The organism is Planotetraspora mira (genome assembly GCF_016863275.1).
Lineage (GTDB): Bacteria > Actinomycetota > Actinomycetes > Streptosporangiales > Streptosporangiaceae > Planotetraspora > Planotetraspora mira.
Map to the genome: position 1 here is coordinate 270,350 of NZ_BOOO01000001.1, position 13,981 is coordinate 284,330.

General features: G+C 69.9%; 14 protein-coding genes. 2 read left to right on the forward strand and 12 right to left on the reverse strand.

Annotated features, from left to right (window positions below; genetic code table 11):
* Positions 1-69: 69 nt before the first annotated feature.
* From Pmi06nite_RS01230 to uraD, 5 genes are read right to left on the reverse strand one after another with little or no spacing between them, the layout of a single operon-like run.
* Positions 70-543 carry a (2Fe-2S)-binding protein gene (locus Pmi06nite_RS01230; RefSeq protein ID WP_203950884.1) on the reverse strand — a complete coding sequence of 158 codons (474 nt, stop codon included), beginning with the start codon at positions 541-543 and terminating at the stop codon, positions 70-72.
* On the reverse strand, positions 540-1,403 hold the full coding sequence (locus tag Pmi06nite_RS01235; RefSeq protein WP_203950885.1) for an FAD binding domain-containing protein: 864 nt from the start codon (positions 1,401-1,403) through the stop codon (positions 540-542). Before Pmi06nite_RS01235 ends, Pmi06nite_RS01230 begins: the two co-directional genes overlap by 4 nt.
* A 4-nt stretch (positions 1,404-1,407) precedes the next feature.
* Positions 1,408-2,268 (reverse strand): factor-independent urate hydroxylase, encoded by an 861-nt coding sequence (pucL, locus tag Pmi06nite_RS01240; protein ID WP_239113478.1) that lies wholly within the window; start codon positions 2,266-2,268, stop codon positions 1,408-1,410.
* 4 nt (positions 2,269-2,272) lie between these two features.
* Positions 2,273-2,620, reverse strand: coding sequence for a hydroxyisourate hydrolase (gene uraH, locus Pmi06nite_RS01245; protein ID WP_203950886.1), 348 nt, complete (start codon positions 2,618-2,620; stop codon positions 2,273-2,275).
* Positions 2,617-3,090, reverse strand: a complete 474-nt coding sequence (gene uraD, locus Pmi06nite_RS01250; protein ID WP_203950887.1) for a 2-oxo-4-hydroxy-4-carboxy-5-ureidoimidazoline decarboxylase — start codon at positions 3,088-3,090, stop codon at positions 2,617-2,619. The genes uraH and uraD overlap by 4 nt, the downstream gene beginning before the upstream one ends.
* A 137-nt stretch (positions 3,091-3,227) precedes the next feature.
* Here uraD and Pmi06nite_RS01255 point away from each other — a divergent pair, with 137 nt between their 5' ends.
* On the forward strand, positions 3,228-4,067 hold the full coding sequence (locus Pmi06nite_RS01255; protein ID WP_203950888.1) for a deoxyribonuclease IV: 840 nt from the start codon (positions 3,228-3,230) through the stop codon (positions 4,065-4,067).
* A gap of 611 nt (positions 4,068-4,678) precedes the next feature.
* Here Pmi06nite_RS01255 and Pmi06nite_RS01260 read toward each other — a convergent pair.
* From Pmi06nite_RS01260 to Pmi06nite_RS01270, 3 genes are all read right to left on the reverse strand, one after another.
* Positions 4,679-5,434 (reverse strand): LytR/AlgR family response regulator transcription factor, encoded by a 756-nt coding sequence (locus tag Pmi06nite_RS01260; protein WP_203950889.1) that lies wholly within the window; start codon positions 5,432-5,434, stop codon positions 4,679-4,681.
* Positions 5,435-5,500: 66 nt separating this feature from the next.
* On the reverse strand, positions 5,501-6,619 hold the full coding sequence (locus Pmi06nite_RS01265; protein ID WP_203950890.1) for a sensor histidine kinase: 1,119 nt from the start codon (positions 6,617-6,619) through the stop codon (positions 5,501-5,503).
* 27 nt (positions 6,620-6,646) lie between these two features.
* Positions 6,647-7,249 carry a sulfite oxidase-like oxidoreductase gene (locus Pmi06nite_RS01270; protein ID WP_203951017.1) on the reverse strand — a complete coding sequence of 201 codons (603 nt, stop codon included), beginning with the start codon at positions 7,247-7,249 and terminating at the stop codon, positions 6,647-6,649.
* Between the two features lie 316 nt (positions 7,250-7,565).
* On the opposite strand from Pmi06nite_RS01270, the gene aroF reads away from it, so the two are divergent.
* Positions 7,566-8,600 carry a 3-deoxy-7-phosphoheptulonate synthase gene (gene aroF / locus Pmi06nite_RS01275; protein WP_203950891.1) on the forward strand — a complete coding sequence of 345 codons (1,035 nt, stop codon included), beginning with the start codon at positions 7,566-7,568 and terminating at the stop codon, positions 8,598-8,600.
* 586 nt (positions 8,601-9,186) lie between these two features.
* Here aroF and thiI read toward each other — a convergent pair.
* From thiI to Pmi06nite_RS01295, 4 genes are all read right to left on the reverse strand, one after another.
* On the reverse strand, positions 9,187-10,389 hold the full coding sequence (thiI, locus tag Pmi06nite_RS01280; RefSeq protein ID WP_203950892.1) for a tRNA uracil 4-sulfurtransferase ThiI: 1,203 nt from the start codon (positions 10,387-10,389) through the stop codon (positions 9,187-9,189).
* Between the two features lie 112 nt (positions 10,390-10,501).
* Entirely contained in the window at positions 10,502-11,143 is a 642-nt protein-coding gene (locus Pmi06nite_RS01285; protein WP_239113445.1) for a response regulator, read from the reverse strand.
* 32 nt (positions 11,144-11,175) lie between these two features.
* On the reverse strand, positions 11,176-12,459 hold the full coding sequence (gene macS, locus Pmi06nite_RS01290; protein WP_239113447.1) for a MacS family sensor histidine kinase: 1,284 nt from the start codon (positions 12,457-12,459) through the stop codon (positions 11,176-11,178).
* Positions 12,460-12,851: 392 nt separating this feature from the next.
* Positions 12,852-13,877: a 6-phosphofructokinase gene (locus tag Pmi06nite_RS01295; RefSeq protein WP_203950894.1), complete on the reverse strand. Its 1,026-nt coding sequence runs from the start codon at positions 13,875-13,877 to the stop codon at positions 12,852-12,854.
* Between the last annotated feature and the right edge of the window lie 104 nt (positions 13,878-13,981).

Consider the following 13,981-nt stretch of genomic DNA (forward strand, 5'->3'; position numbering starts at 1 on the left):
CCGAACGCGTGCATGATCACGCACGGGAGGCTCGCAGGCAGGGCGGCATGATCACGAAGGTGTGCATGATCACGGCTGGTGTTTGCGGGCGGCGGCCAGGCGGACGGCGTCGAGGATCTTCTCGTATCCGGTGCATCGGCAGAGGTTGCCGGCCAGGGCCTCGCGGATCTCGGCGTCCGCGGGGACCCCGGGCGTGCTCTCGATCAGCGAATGCGCCTGGACGATCAGCCCGGGAGTGCAGAACCCGCACTGTACGGCTCCCGCCTCCACGAAGGACCGCTGAACCTCGTCCAGTTCCCCGCCCGAGGCCAGGCCCTCCACCGTGATCACGTCCCGGCCCTCCGCCTGGCCGGCCGCGACCAGGCAGGCGCAGACCGGGGTTCCGTCCAGGTAGACCGTGCACGAACCGCACTCGCCCTGCTCGCAGGCGTTCTTCGCCCCCGGCAGGCCTAGCCGTTCCCTGAGGACGTAGAGGAGGCTCTCGCCCTCCCATACGTCGTCCGCGGCCATCGACTCGCCGTTGACACTGATGTTCACCCTCATGCCGGCCCCCTCCCCGTGTAGTCGTTCCATGCCCACCCGAGCGTGCGGCGAGCCATCACGGCCAGCGAATGCAGCCGGTAGTCCGCCCGCCCGCGCACGTCGTCGATGGGCGCGGCCGCTCCGGCGACGAGCTCGCCGAACCTGCGGGCGGCCTCGGGATCCAGTGGCGAGCGGCCCTCCCAGTCGAGCTCGGCGGCGACGAACTCCTCCGCCTCCGGCGCGCGCCGGGGAGTGGGCGCCGCGGACCCGATGCCCGTTCCCACGCGCCGCTCCCCGGGATGCAGGGCCACGGCGAAGGAGCAGACCGCGATCACCATGGCGTTCCTGGTGCCGATCTTGGAGAAGTACTGCGGGCCGGTCGCCGCGGGGATGCGCACCGCGCGGATCAGCTCGTCCGGCCGCAGCGCGTTGCGTTTCACTCCGGTGTAGAACTCGGCGATCGGGATGATCCGCGTCCCGCGCACCGATTCCGCCTCCACGATGGCGCCGGAGGCCAGTAGCGGCGGATGCGCGTCCCCTGCCGGTGAGGCGGCGCCGAGGTTGCCCGCGACGGTGCCCCTGTTGCGGATCTGCGGCGACCCGACGGTCCGGGACGCCTGCGCGAGACCGGGCAGGAGCGGCCCCAGTTCGGCGATCAGCCGGGTGTAGGTCACCCCGGATCCCACGCGGATCTCGGTCCCCTCCGCCGACCACCGGGTCAGCTCGGCCACGGGATTCAGGTCGAGGAGGGCGGCGGGCCGCCCCTTGTCGAGGTTGATCTCCACCATGACGTCGGTGCCGCCCTGGATCGGCGTCGCCTCCGGCCGTTCGGCCTTGTACGCCAGAGCTTGTTCCCAGGTGACAGGGCGCAGGAAGTCCATGGCGCTAGTCCCAGGCCGGTCCGGCGCCGGGGGCGTCCTCACGCAGGACGGCGCCCTCGATGAGCCCGTACGGCCGATCGGCGGCGAAGTACACCTCTCCGTCGTTGTCCAGGTCGAACGGCGAAAGGTCCACGAGGAAGTGGTGCTTGTTGGGCAGCGAGAGCCGTACCTCGCAGATCTCGGGGCAGTCCTTCAGCACGCGGGACCCCATGGCGTAGAGGGTCTGCTGCAGGGAGAGGCTGTAGGTCCCCGCGAAGGCCGCGAGGAGCGCCTGCCTGGCGTTCTCGTACGACTTGTCGTAGGCGCCGCCGTCCGGAGCGGCGTGCCGCCAGGTGGCGTCCACGGCCGTGGCGAGGATGCGGTCGCGGGTCTCCGGCAACGTCGTGTACTCGTCCTTGATGTAGCCCCAGAACTCCGAGTTCGTGGTGTTGAGGACGACCAGGCCGGTCAGCCCGGAGACGACCCAGGCCTGGGAGCCGTCGTAGTGGGCCACGCAGGTGCGGGTCTCCCCGCCCGATCGCACGAAGGAGTGCCCGGAGGAGCCGTTGCGCTCCCAGGAGTACTCCTCGATCGCGACCCGCGCGTGGTGGACGGTCGGCTGGGAGTCCACGAAGTGACGGGCCAGGAGCAGGGCGAAGTCCTCGATCGCGCCCACGCCGTGCTTCTTGGCGAACGCGTGGACCGTGTTCTTCTGCGTGTCGGTGGCCAGCACAGCCGAGTTGTCCCCGCTGAGATGCACCTCGGCCATGTCTCCGGACAGCGAGGTGCTGACGTTGAGGTCCTTGATGTGGTGGGCGTCGCCGTGTCTGGTGACCCGCACCACCCTCGTCTCGGCCTTGCCGTACCTGTTGGGACCCAAGATGATCAAGCTAGCTCCCCCGATAGGTCGAGTAGGCGAACGGGCTGAGCAGCAGCGGCACGTGATGGTGCTCGCCGGCGTCGCGGATGGTGAAGACGATGCTGACCTCGGGGAAGAAGGCGTCCTGCCCCAGGTAGGCGGCCGTGTCGAACACGAGCCGGTAGGTCCCGGGTCGCGGGTCGCCGTCCGCGATCCACTCGCGGCCGAGGGGCGACCACTCGCGGATGCGGCCGTCGCCGTCCGTCCGCCCCTCGGCGACCGGCACGAACCCGTGCGCCGCGCGGCGCGAGAGCCGTACGAACAGGTCGGGGGCGGGCCGTCCGGTGACGGTGTCGAGCACATGGGTGGACAGGCTCATCGGCCCTCCCACAGCTTCGCCAGCCTCAGCTTCACGATCGCGGTCAGCTCCTCGCGGACGATCTTCCGTTCGGACTCCTCGTCGCCCGCGAGCCGTTCGCGCAGGAACACGAGCATCTCCTCGGCACTGCGGCCGGTCGCACAGACCAGGTAGACGTGCCCGAAACGCTCCTCGTAGGCGGCGTTGCCCTCCCGGATCGCGTCGAGCACCGCCTGGCCGGCCGTCGCGGTCCCCGACTGCTCGCTCCGCGACCACGCGGCCTCTTTGCCGTCTCCCGCCCGCCGCTCGCCGATCCGGGGATGCGCCGACAGCGCCTCCTCCACGTCGGACCAGCTCAGGTCAGCGATCGCCGCCTCCCCCGCGTCGATCAGCCCGGCGAGGTCCCGGTACGGCCCCCGCCGCGCGACCGCCGACACCCAGGCGGCGGACGCGCAGCAGGAGCGCAGGTCCTCCGGGCTGATTTCACGCATGGCAGCCAGTAGACAACTCTGGGCGGACCAGGTCCAGCAGCGGGAACTCCCAAGTGCCCGTCCCCGCACCCGCTCCGGTTTGTACGTTGACACAAAGGGAGCGGTCACAAAGGGGCCGACATTACGCTGGACGCATCATGACTTCAACGAATCTCATCGGCGGGCACGTGTTCGTCACGGGGGGCCTGGCGACCGGCGGGCTGAAATACGCCGCCGAGATCGGTGCGGAGATGATCCAGATCTTCGTGACCAACCCGCGGGGCTGGGCCCTCAGCGTGGGCAACCCGGCCGAGGACGAGAAGCTGGCCGCCTCGGGCGTGCAGACCTTCGTCCACGCCAACTACCTGATCAACTTCGGCTCGCCCACTCCGGCGACCCTGGAGAACTCGGTCGCGGTGACCCGCCACACGCTGCGCCGCGCGGCTCAGATCGGGGCTCGCGGCGTGGTCGTCCACACCGGCTCGGCCGTCAGCCAGTCGCGCGAGGACGCCATGCGCCAGGTGCGCGAGCACCTGCTGCCCCTGCTCGACGAGGTCGGCGAGGACGGGCCCGACCTGCTGCTCGAGCCCATGGCCGGGCAGGGCCAGATGTTGTGCGCCACCGTGCAGGATCTCGGCCCCTACCTGGAGGCCCTCGATCATCACCCCAAGGTGGGCGTCTGCCTGGACACCTGCCACGCGTTCGCGGCCGGGCACGACCTCGCCGCCCCCGACGGGGTGGGGGCCACCCTCGACGCGCTGCACGAGATCGCCCCGGGCCGCCTCCGGCTGATCCACGCCAACGACTCCAAGGACGTGTGCGGCTCCAAGAAGGACCGGCACGAGAACATCGGCGCCGGTCACATCGGCGCGCAGGCGTTCGCCGATCTCATGCGTCATCCGGTCGCCGCCGGGATCTCGCTCTGCATCGAGACGCCGGGCAAGGGCGACAAGCACCGGGAGGACATCGAACTCCTCAAGAAGCTCCGGAGCGCCTGACCCGGCCTGCGACTCCCGGAGCGCCTGACCCGGCCCGCGCTGGGGGACGGCGCCCCCAGACGCCGTCCCGCCGCCCTTCTCCTCGCGGCGTCCCCCCGGACCGCCGCCTCCGTGATGACGGCGCCCCCCGACGGCCGCCTTCACCGGATGACGTCCCCCCGGACCGCCATCCTCTGGTGACGGCGCCCCTGAACCGTCACCTCTGATCACGGCGTCCCCCGGACGCCGTACCCCGCTGCGATCCGGCGCCCCCGTATGGCCGGACCGCTCCTGCGGACGCCCCCCGTCACGCGGAGCCGGGCCCTCCCCCCCGGTAGGGCCCGCCCGGTAGCCCCAAGGTGACAACTTGCTCACTTCGATGACTACCCCGCGTGTCTTCCGACGCGGGAAAGACTACGAGCCGTAATCACACGGCCGGATGGGCCTTCGGACGAGCGGTCTCTAGTTCGCGCCATGCGGCGAGCCGAATCGCGATGAGCGGGGTTCCTGAGGCGACGAACGGTCGCTCCTGGTGCACAACGGCCTCCCGACGCCTCCCGCACCGCCCTCGGACGGCTCGGCGGACGTCGGCCGCGGGCTCCCGGCCCCGTTTCCTGAAGGCGTCGTACGGCTCAGCGGACGTCGGCGGTGGGCACCGGTCCGCTCCTGAACTGACGGACCAGTTGCTCGCGCACCTGCCGGGTGTGCCGCCTGCTCACCGGGAGCACCTTGGAGCCGACCTGGAGGACCACTCGACCGGCGTCGAAACGCAACTCGCTGACGTGCCGGGCGTTGACCAGTGTGCTGCGGTGGGCCCGGATGAAACCGGAACCGCCCCAGCGACGCTCGAGCGCCGCCAGCGACATGCGGACCAGGTAGGTCGAGTCCGCCGTGTGCAGCCGCACGTAGTCGCCGTGCGCCTCGGCATGGGACACGTCCTGCTGCGCCAGGAACTTCGTCCGGCCGCCCAGCTCGACGGGGATGACGTCGACGGCCTCCTCTCCCGTGGAGGGCGCCACAGCGGCCCACAGCCGCCGTACGGCCTCCGCCAGCCGCTCAGGGCGTACCGGCTTCAGCAGATAGTCGACGGCCTCGAGTTCGAACGCCTGGACCGCGCAGTCATGAGCGCTGACGAAGATGAGACGGGGCGGAGAGGGGAAGCCGCCGATCAGCCGGGCGAGGTCCAGGCCGTCGAGGCCCGGCATCCGCACGTCGAGGAACACTCCGTCGAGGCGTTCCCCTGCGGCGATCATCTGGACCATGTCCTGGAGTGCGGCGCCACCGTCGGACGCCGTAGTGACGTGCTCGACGCGGGCATCCTGTCTCAGGAGATAGGCGAGCTCGGACAGGGCGGGGACCTCGTCGTCGACAGCGAGAACGCGCAGCATGGCCACACCGTGCCCCGTGGCCCGCCTCCCGCGCAAGCCATCTGGCGACAATCCGTGATATCGCGACTACAGCACGTCGTGGGCGGAGTGGCATTTGGGCACTCTTAGCCGGATTCGCGTCCCCTCACCGGGCGCCGAGTCCACCACGAGGCCGTAGTCATGGCCGTAGATGTGCCGCATCCGCAGGTCGACGTTGCTCAGTCCGATCCCCGCCGTGGCGTCCTCGCCGAGGATCGCCCTGACGTGCTCGGGGTCCATCCCGATCCCGTCGTCCTCGACCAGGATGTGCGCCTCGGGGCCGGCGTCCTTGATCACCACGCGGACCTCTCCGGGCATGCCGTGCTTGATGGCGTTCTCCACCAGGGGCTGCAGGCACAGGAAGGGCACGGGGACCCGCAACACCTCCGGCGCGACCTGGACGGTGAAGCGCAGGCGGTCGCCGAACCTCGCGCGCTCCAGCAGGAGGTAGCGGTCCACACAGCTCAGCTCGTCGGCAAGCGTGGTGAAGTCGCGGACCCTGCGCAGGGCGTAGCGGGTGAAGTCGGCGAAGTCCAGCAGCAGCTCTCGGGCCCGTTCCGGATCGGTGCGGACGAACGAGGCGATCGTCGTCAGCGAGTTGTAGACGAAGTGGGGCGAGATCTGCGCCCGCAACGCCCGCATCTCGGCCTCCAGCATGCGCCTGCGTGAGGTGTCCAGCTCGGCCAGCTCCAACTGCCCGGAGACCCAGCGCCCCACCTCCGTCGCCGTGCGCACCAGGACGGCGCTGACCTCGGCGTCGTAGACCGCCAGCGTGCCGATCATCCGTCCCTCGACCGTGAGCGGCACGAGCACGGCGCTCGGCTCCCCCGCGACCACGTGCGGGCGGCCGCCCATCATGACGACCCGGACCTCCGTGAGCACCTGGTCGTCGTCGGGGACGCCGTCCCCGTCGCGGGCGAGCACCCGCTCCGCCGACGTGATGGCCAGCGCCGAGGTCCCCAGCAACGTGCGCAGATGCCGTACGGCCTTGCGGGCGGAGTTGCCGTTCAGGCCCGCGCGGAGTGAGGGCGCCGCCAGCCCGGCGATGTGGAGGGCCAGATAGGTCGGCTCCCCCGCGAGCTCGCCGCGGCACGGCCTCCCGCGGGCGAGGATGAACCCGAGCGCTCCGGTGACGGCGCAGAGCCCCAGCCAGGCGAGAACAGACACGCCGGTCACCGTAACGGCTGGCGCGCCTCAGAGAGGGCCGTCGCCCGGCTCCTCCTGATATGAGTAGCGCTGCTCCGTCCAGGGGTCGCCGACGTTGTGATAGCCGCGTTCCTCCCAGAAACCGCGCCTGTCATCCGTCAGGTACTCGATCCCGCGCACCCATTTCACGCTTTTCCACGCATAGAGGTGGGGCACGACGGCCCGAAGGGGATAGCCCCGTTCCGGCGACAACTGTTTGTCCTCGAGTTCGGTGGCGAACAGCGTCGACTCCCGCGCGAAGTCGTCCATGCGGACGTTGGCGCTGTAGCCGTACTCGGCCCAGATCATCACGTGACGCACGCCCGGCGCGGGAGGGACGCGCTCCAGGAGTTCGGGAGCGGAGACGCCGGCCCACTCGTAGCCCATGATCGAGAACTTGGTCACGCAGTGGAAGTCGGCGATCACCGACGTCCTGGGCAGCCCGGCGAACTGGTCCCAGGTGAACTCGTGCACCTGGCCGCTCGCCGTCGCCCCGAACACCTGGAAACGCCAGGTCTGCGGCCGGAACGTCGGCACTCGGCCGTAGTGGATGACGGGACGTCCTCGAGCGATGTGCTGCCCCGGGGGCAGACGGTTCTCCTCCTCAGACATCTCCGGCACGCCCCAATACTGTCACCCGGGGGTAGATCACTCACCATGGCCCCATGGCCTGGCGACGCGGGCTTCCGCCTATGGGATATATTGCGGGACATGCGTAGCTTCTCGTTTTGGTATGGCGACGGACCCGTGAGGACCGTTCGCCTCCACGTGCTGCGCTGACAGCCAAGGCGAACGAAGGCCCCGGGTCCGAAAGGATCCGGGGCCTTCTGCGTTTTACCGGGTTCCACCGTCTCTCAGCCGAGATCGAATCAATCGATTTCCCGATTTCTACCGATTTTCCGCCGTACGGAGTCAGAAGGAGCGTCACATGGTCATCGTCATGGCCCCCGGAGCCACGCAGGACGACATCGAGTCGGTCGTCCGGCTCGTCGCCTCCGCCGGAGGCGAGGCCTTCGTCAGCCGGGGAGTGAGCCGCACGATCATCGGGCTGATCGGCGACGTGGAGCAGTTCGCGGCACTGAACCTCCGGGGGCTGCCGGGCGTGGCGGACGTGGTGCGTGTGTCCACGCCGTACAAGCTGGTCAGCAGGGACAACCACCCCGAACGGTCCACTGTCACCGTCCGCGGGGTCCCGATCGGCCCGGACACCGTCACGCTCATCGCCGGCCCGTGCGCGGTCGAGACTCCCACGCAGACCCTCGAGGCCGCCGAGATGGCCAAGGCCGCGGGTGCGACCCTGCTGCGCGGCGGCGCGTTCAAGCCGCGGACCTCGCCGTACGCCTTCCAGGGACTCGGGGAGAAGGGCCTGCGCATCCTGGCGGACGTCCGGGAGCAGACGGGCCTGCCGATCGTCACCGAGGTGGTCGACGCCCACGACGTGGCGCTGGTCGCCTCCTACGCGGACATGCTGCAGGTGGGGACCCGCAACGCCCAGAACTTCGCGCTGCTCCAGGCCGTCGGCGCCGCGGGCAAGCCGGTCATGCTCAAGCGGGGCATGACCGCCACGATCGAGGAATGGCTGATGGCGGCCGAGTACATCGCGCAGCGGGGGAACCTCGACATCGTGCTGTGCGAGCGGGGCATCAGGACCTACGAGACGGCGACCCGCAACACGCTGGACATCTCGGCGGTGCCGGTGGTGCAGCGGATGTCCCACCTGCCGGTCATCGTGGACCCGTCCCACTCCGGCGGCCGCAGGGACCTCGTGCTGCCTCTGACCCGGTCGGCCATCGCGGTCGGGGCCGACGGCGTGATCATCGATGTGCACCCGCACCCCGAAGAGGCTCTGTGCGACGGCCCGCAGGCTCTGGTCGACGGCGACCTGGACGAGCTGGCCATGATCATGCAGGAGTTCCCCAAGCTCATGTCCCGCACCCTGGCCACCACCCCCACCCGGGCGTGATCATGCACAGGTTCGGCGAACCCCCAGCCGACCTGCGCCTCCCCCCGCCGTGATCATGCACAGGTTCGATGGGAGCCCAGTTGACCTGCGGTCACTCCGGCCGTGATCATGCACGGATTCGGTGGGACCCCGGCTGACCAGCGCATATACGCCGCGCGATCATGCACAGATTCGCGATTGGCCCATTCGACCTGCGCCGACGCCTTTCGTGATCATGCACCGCCGGGTTCGTACGGCATGCGCGTCACAGCGCATGCCGTACAGAGGGTGGGCCGCCGATCCCGCGATGTCACAGCACCATCGGAAGCCCGTCTCGCGGGGCGCTCGGGCCGCGAGAGCCCGGACGAGCCCGTGCATGATCACGCACGGAGTTCACGCAGGTCAGGCCGGCCATCGAGGAACCCGTGCATGATCACGCGGCGTATATGCGCTGGTCAGCCGGGGTTCCGCCGAATCCGTGCATGATCACGGCGAGGAAGTCTGCTGGTCGGGGGGCCTTTCTCCGAACCTGTGCATGATCACCAAAAAGGTTTGGGCAGGTCAAGTGGGGCAATCCCGAGCCTGTGCATGATCACGCCCGAGGGGGTCAGGTGTCGGCGTCCAGGCGGTAGGGGCGGATGGAGTCGGCCAGCTGGGATGCCAGGTCTTCTGCGTCCAGACGCTTCTCGATCAGCTTCAGGTCCTCGATCTTCGCCCGGGTCTCCGCCGAACGCGGAGCCAGCAGCGTGCAGCAGTCCTCGTCGGGAAGCTCGGAGATCTCCAGGGTGCCGATCCGGCGGGCCTCCGCGATGATCTCGGTCTTGTCCAGCCCGATCAGCGGCCGGAGGATCGGGAGGTCGACGGCGTTGTCCTGCGCGGTGATGTTGGTCAGCGTCTGGGAGGAGACCTGGCCGAGCGAGTCACCCGTGACGAGAGCCTCGGCGTGGATGCGGTGGGCCACCTCCTCGGCCGTCTTCAGCATGAGCCGCCGCTGCGCGATCATGGCGAGCCGGTCCTGGCCCGACGCCCTGATCGACTGCTGGGCCTTGCCGAACGGCACGACCCACAGGCGGGACTTGCCCTGGAACTTGTCGAGGTTGCGGACCAGCGCGTACGCCTTGTAGATCGACTCCGACGTCGTGAACGGAATGCCGGAGAAGTGCAGGAAGTCCACCCGAAGTCCGCGGCGCATCATGCGGTACGCGGCGACCGGGGAGTCGATGCCGCCCGACATGAGCACCAGGCCACGACCGCTGGAGCCGACCGGAAGGCCGCCCTGGCCGGGGATGCCGCCGGTGAACAGGAACACCTCGTCCCTGTCGACCTCGATGTGCACGGTCAGCTCGGGGTTCTTCAGGCTCACCGGCAGGCCGTAGGTGTCGTTGATCGCACCGCCGACGAGCCGGTCCAGCTCGTTGGAGCGCAGCGGGAACCGCTTGTCCCGGCGCCGCGATCGGACGGCGAAGTGCGCCTTGCGGGCCACCTCGTCGGTGTCCCTGACGAGCTCGATGGCCGCCTTCGTGACGATCTCGGGGTCCTTGGGGACACGCCACGCGAGGTGGATGAGGACCAGTCCGGGCACCTCGGACACCCGCTGCGCCACCGCCGCCGCGACCTCGTAGGCGGTCCCCTCGGGGAGGAACAGCGCGATGACGCCGTGCCGCTGGCGGATGTCCACCGAGTAGTCCTTGAGGGCGGCCTTGATGTTCGCCCGCAACCGCATCTCGAACAGCTCGCGGTTCCTGCCCTTGAGGACGACCTCGCCTAACTTGAGCAGGACGCAGGGCTCTCCGAATGTGGTCATCGACATAGGTGGGAACCTCCGGACGGACATTTCATGCCACGGGCGACAACGCGCCGGCCCAGCGGGAACTTCCCCACTGTAGTGCCGTGCGGCGGGGGCTCGTCCGCGCCTCCAGGTGTCAGTCCCGTTCCGTCAGGCCCTTCTCGATGGCGTAGCGGACCAGCTCGACCCGGTTGTGGAGCTGAAGCTTGCTGAGCGTGTTCTGCACGTGGTTCTGGACCGTACGGTGGGACAACACGAGCCTGGCCGCGATCTGCCGGTAGGACAAACCCTTGGCCACCAGGCGCAGAACCTCGGTCTCCCGTTCGGTCAGCACGGGCCCCGCCGGGGCCGCGGGCTGCGCGGCGAGCCTCCGGTACTCCCCCAGCACGAGCCCTGCCAGCCCTGGTGTGAAGACGGCGTCACCCTCCGCGGTCCGCCGGACCGCGTCCAGGAAGTCCTCCTTGCTAGCCGATTTCACGATATATCCGGAAGCGCCGGCCTTGACGGCTTCGAGGACGTCCTCCGGCTCGGCGCTCGCCGACAGGACCAGAACGCGCGGCGGATCAGCGGAGGCGCCGAGCCCTCTGGCGACCTCCACTCCGGGCAGATCCGGCAATTGGAGGTCCAGCACCACCACATCGGGCCGTACGGCGGCCGCGATGCGGAGGGCCTGCCGGCCCTCCCCCGTGGTGGCCACCACCTCGCAGCCGGCCTCGTCCAGGTCGCGCGCGACGGCGTCCCGCCACATCGGGTGATCGTCCACCACCATGACCCGCATGACCGGCCGCCCCTCCTCTGGATCTCGGACATTCATACACGCCTCCGGCGACCGGCGCCCGCCGGCGTGGCGGGGACCGACAACTCGACCTCGGTACCCGTCCGAGAGGAGGTGATCGTCACCGTCCCGCCGAGGTCCGCGATGCGACCGCGGATGGACCGGGCGACGCCCATCCGGCCGTCGGCCGCCGCCTGCTCCAGGCGTCCGTCCGGGATGCCGGGGCCCTCGTCCCGTACGGACACCGTCACCGCCTCTCCGTCCTGTTCAGCGAACACCCACGCGCGCGTGCCCTCCGCGCAGTGACGCGACACGTTGTCGAGCGCCGCGCCGACGGCCGCGCCCACCTCTCGCGCCGTCCCTGCCGGCAGGAACAGCGGAGTCGCGGGGGCCGACACCGTCACCCGCGCGTCGCCGTACGGCCGGAGGAGGTCCCGAAGATCCACCCGATCAGGCGGCCCGCCCTCCCCGGAACCATCGGGGCCGCCTCTGAAGAGCCCCCACCGGGTGCGCGCCGGCCGGTCCCGAACGGCGGAGCCGTCTCCGGCGGGATCGCCGGAGACCACGGGACCGCCGAAGACCACAGAATTGTCAGAAGCCGCAGAACCGCCGGAGGCCGCGGGGGCCTGGACGAGAGCTCGCAGGGCGGACTCCTGCTCGCCGGCCAGCCTGCCGAGCTCCGCCGCCTCGCCGCCGATCTCGGCGCCCTTCTTCTGCACGAGCGCGAGCACCTGGAGCACGGAGTCGTGAATGCCGCGGGCCAGCCGCTCGCGTTCACGGCCGGCCGCCTCGAGCTGGGCGGCCCGCCGCATGAGCTCCCCGGCCTCTCGCGCGAGTTGCGCGACGTGGCCGACGACGACTCCGGCCAGGAAGAGCAGGACCGCGCCGTTCACCGGCAGGGAGGCCAGGTCCATGCCGTGCGCGCCGCGCAGCCACAGGTCGGCGGCGGACATGATCGCGGCGGCGACGGCGGCCGCCCGCCGCCCGCGGGAGACGCCCCAGGCCAGGACGGGACCGGCGACCCACGTCGCGGTGATCGGCATCGCCCCGGCGAGGACGGCGGGCTCGTCCTGCACGAACGGTGTCGAGAGCAGGCACGCGACGGTCACGGCCAGATCGGCGAGGAGCAGCGGCCACGCCCGGGCGGAGGGATACGCCGCGGTGGTGACGGCGGTCCAGGCGGCCATCACCGCGACGACGAACCATCCGGCCACGGGATGCTCGTAACCGCCGGCCCGGAGCAGCAGGACGGCCGCGTACGCGACGGACGCGATCCTGAAGACCGCGATCGCCCGCCAGAACGGCCCCTCGATCCCCATGTCCCTCCCTCACCGCCGGCGAATCACTCCAGGCCCGAGCGCGCACGGCCGTCGCCCAACGATGGCGTCAGCCGTATCAGAAGGCAAAGGGCCGGTGCGAGGCGATTCGGCCCGCATCTCCAGTGGTGCACAGGTCGACGGCCATTCCGTACGGCACGGCGGCCGTCGCCGATTTCCGTTTCTCCCGCTTGAGCGATTTTCTCCCGCCGCGCCATGTGGCGGACACGCCAGCAAGCACGGCATGACATATCCGAATTCGTCCACAAGACGAATGGCGGCCGGAGGCCAGAAGGGCGATGACCCCCAATGGAATCGGTGGCGTCGGGTACATGACGAAACGGGCCCACCTGGACATCACGTCCAGACGGGCCCGTCAGTAAGGAACCGGTCGATCAGCCGAAGAAGACCTCGGCCTCCTCGTAGCGGGAGGCGGGTACGGTCTTCAGCGCGGAGGTGGCCTCATCGAGGCTCACCCGGACGATGTCGGTGGCCTTGAGGCCGATCATCTTGCCGAAGTCACCCTCGTGGACGGCGTCGATCGCGCCGAGGCCGAAGCGGGTGGCCAGGACGCGGTCGTACGCCGTCGGGGTGCCGCCGCGCTGGATGTGACCGAGGACGGTCGTGCGGGCCTCCTTGCCCGTGCGCTTCTCGATCTCCTGGGCGAGCAGTTCGCCGATCCCGCCGAGCCGTACGTGGCCGAAGGCGTCGAGCTCGCCGGCCTGCAAGGCCATCTGGCCCTCGATCGGGTGTGCGCCCTCGGCGACGACGATGATCGGCGCGTAGCGGGTCTTGAAGCGCGACTCGACGTAGGAGCAGACCTTGTCGATGTCGAACGGCTTCTCCGGGATCAGGATGACGTTGGCCCCGGCGGCCATGCCGGCGTGGAGTGCGATCCAGCCCGCGTGGCGGCCCATGACCTCGCAGATGAGCGCGCGGTGGTGGGACTCCGCCGTGGTGTGAAGCCGGTCGATGGCCTCCATCGCGATGTTGACCGCGGTGTCGAAGCCGAACGTGTAGTCGGTCGCGTTCAGGTCGTTGTCGATCGTCTTGGGTACGCCGACGACCTTCACCCCGCGGTCGTAGAGCTGCTTGGCCACGCCGAGGGTGTCCTCGCCGCCGATGGCGATCAACGCGTCGACGCCGTGCGTGACCAGGTTCTCCTTGATCCGCTCGACGCCACCCTCGATCTTGATGGGGTTGGTCCGGGAGGAGCCGAGGATGGTGCCGCCGCGCGGGAGGATGCCCCGGACGGCCTGGATGTCCAACGGCATGGTCTCGCCCTCGAGCGGGCCACGCCAGCCGTCGCGGAAGCCGACGAACTCGTGCCCGTAAACGCCCACGCCCTTGCGGACGACGGCGCGGATCACGGCGTTGAGCCCGGGGCAGTCGCCGCCTCCGGTGAGCACTCCGATACGCATGGCGGGATCCTCCACATGAGTTACGCGCATATGAGATAGGCGGCCAGACTGGTGCAAACGCCACCGCGTCGCCGGAACGCATTCTGCCCCAGCCGCCAACAATG

Excerpts from the sequence above, each read along its gene's own strand:
- Pmi06nite_RS01230 (WP_203950884.1), bottom strand. The coding sequence starts at position 543 with ATGAGGGTGAACATCAGTGTCAACGGCGAGTCGATGGCCGCGGACGAC.
- Pmi06nite_RS01235 (WP_203950885.1), bottom strand. The coding sequence starts at position 1,403 with ATGGACTTCCTGCGCCCTGTCACCTGGGAACAAGCTCTGGCGTACAAG.
- uraH (WP_203950886.1), bottom strand. The coding sequence starts at position 2,620 with ATGAGCCTGTCCACCCATGTGCTCGACACCGTCACCGGACGGCCCGCC.
- uraD (WP_203950887.1), bottom strand. The coding sequence starts at position 3,090 with ATGCGTGAAATCAGCCCGGAGGACCTGCGCTCCTGCTGCGCGTCCGCC.
- Pmi06nite_RS01255 (WP_203950888.1), top strand. The coding sequence starts at position 3,228 with ATGACTTCAACGAATCTCATCGGCGGGCACGTGTTCGTCACGGGGGGC.
- Pmi06nite_RS01260 (WP_203950889.1), bottom strand. The coding sequence starts at position 5,434 with ATGCTGCGCGTTCTCGCTGTCGACGACGAGGTCCCCGCCCTGTCCGAG.
- Pmi06nite_RS01270 (WP_203951017.1), bottom strand. The coding sequence starts at position 7,249 with ATGTCTGAGGAGGAGAACCGTCTGCCCCCGGGGCAGCACATCGCTCGA.
- aroF (WP_203950891.1), top strand. The coding sequence starts at position 7,566 with ATGGTCATCGTCATGGCCCCCGGAGCCACGCAGGACGACATCGAGTCG.
- thiI (WP_203950892.1), bottom strand. The coding sequence starts at position 10,389 with ATGTCGATGACCACATTCGGAGAGCCCTGCGTCCTGCTCAAGTTAGGC.
- Pmi06nite_RS01285 (WP_239113445.1), bottom strand. The coding sequence starts at position 11,143 with ATGCGGGTCATGGTGGTGGACGATCACCCGATGTGGCGGGACGCCGTC.
- macS (WP_239113447.1), bottom strand. The coding sequence starts at position 12,459 with ATGGGGATCGAGGGGCCGTTCTGGCGGGCGATCGCGGTCTTCAGGATC.
- Pmi06nite_RS01295 (WP_203950894.1), bottom strand. The coding sequence starts at position 13,877 with ATGCGTATCGGAGTGCTCACCGGAGGCGGCGACTGCCCCGGGCTCAAC.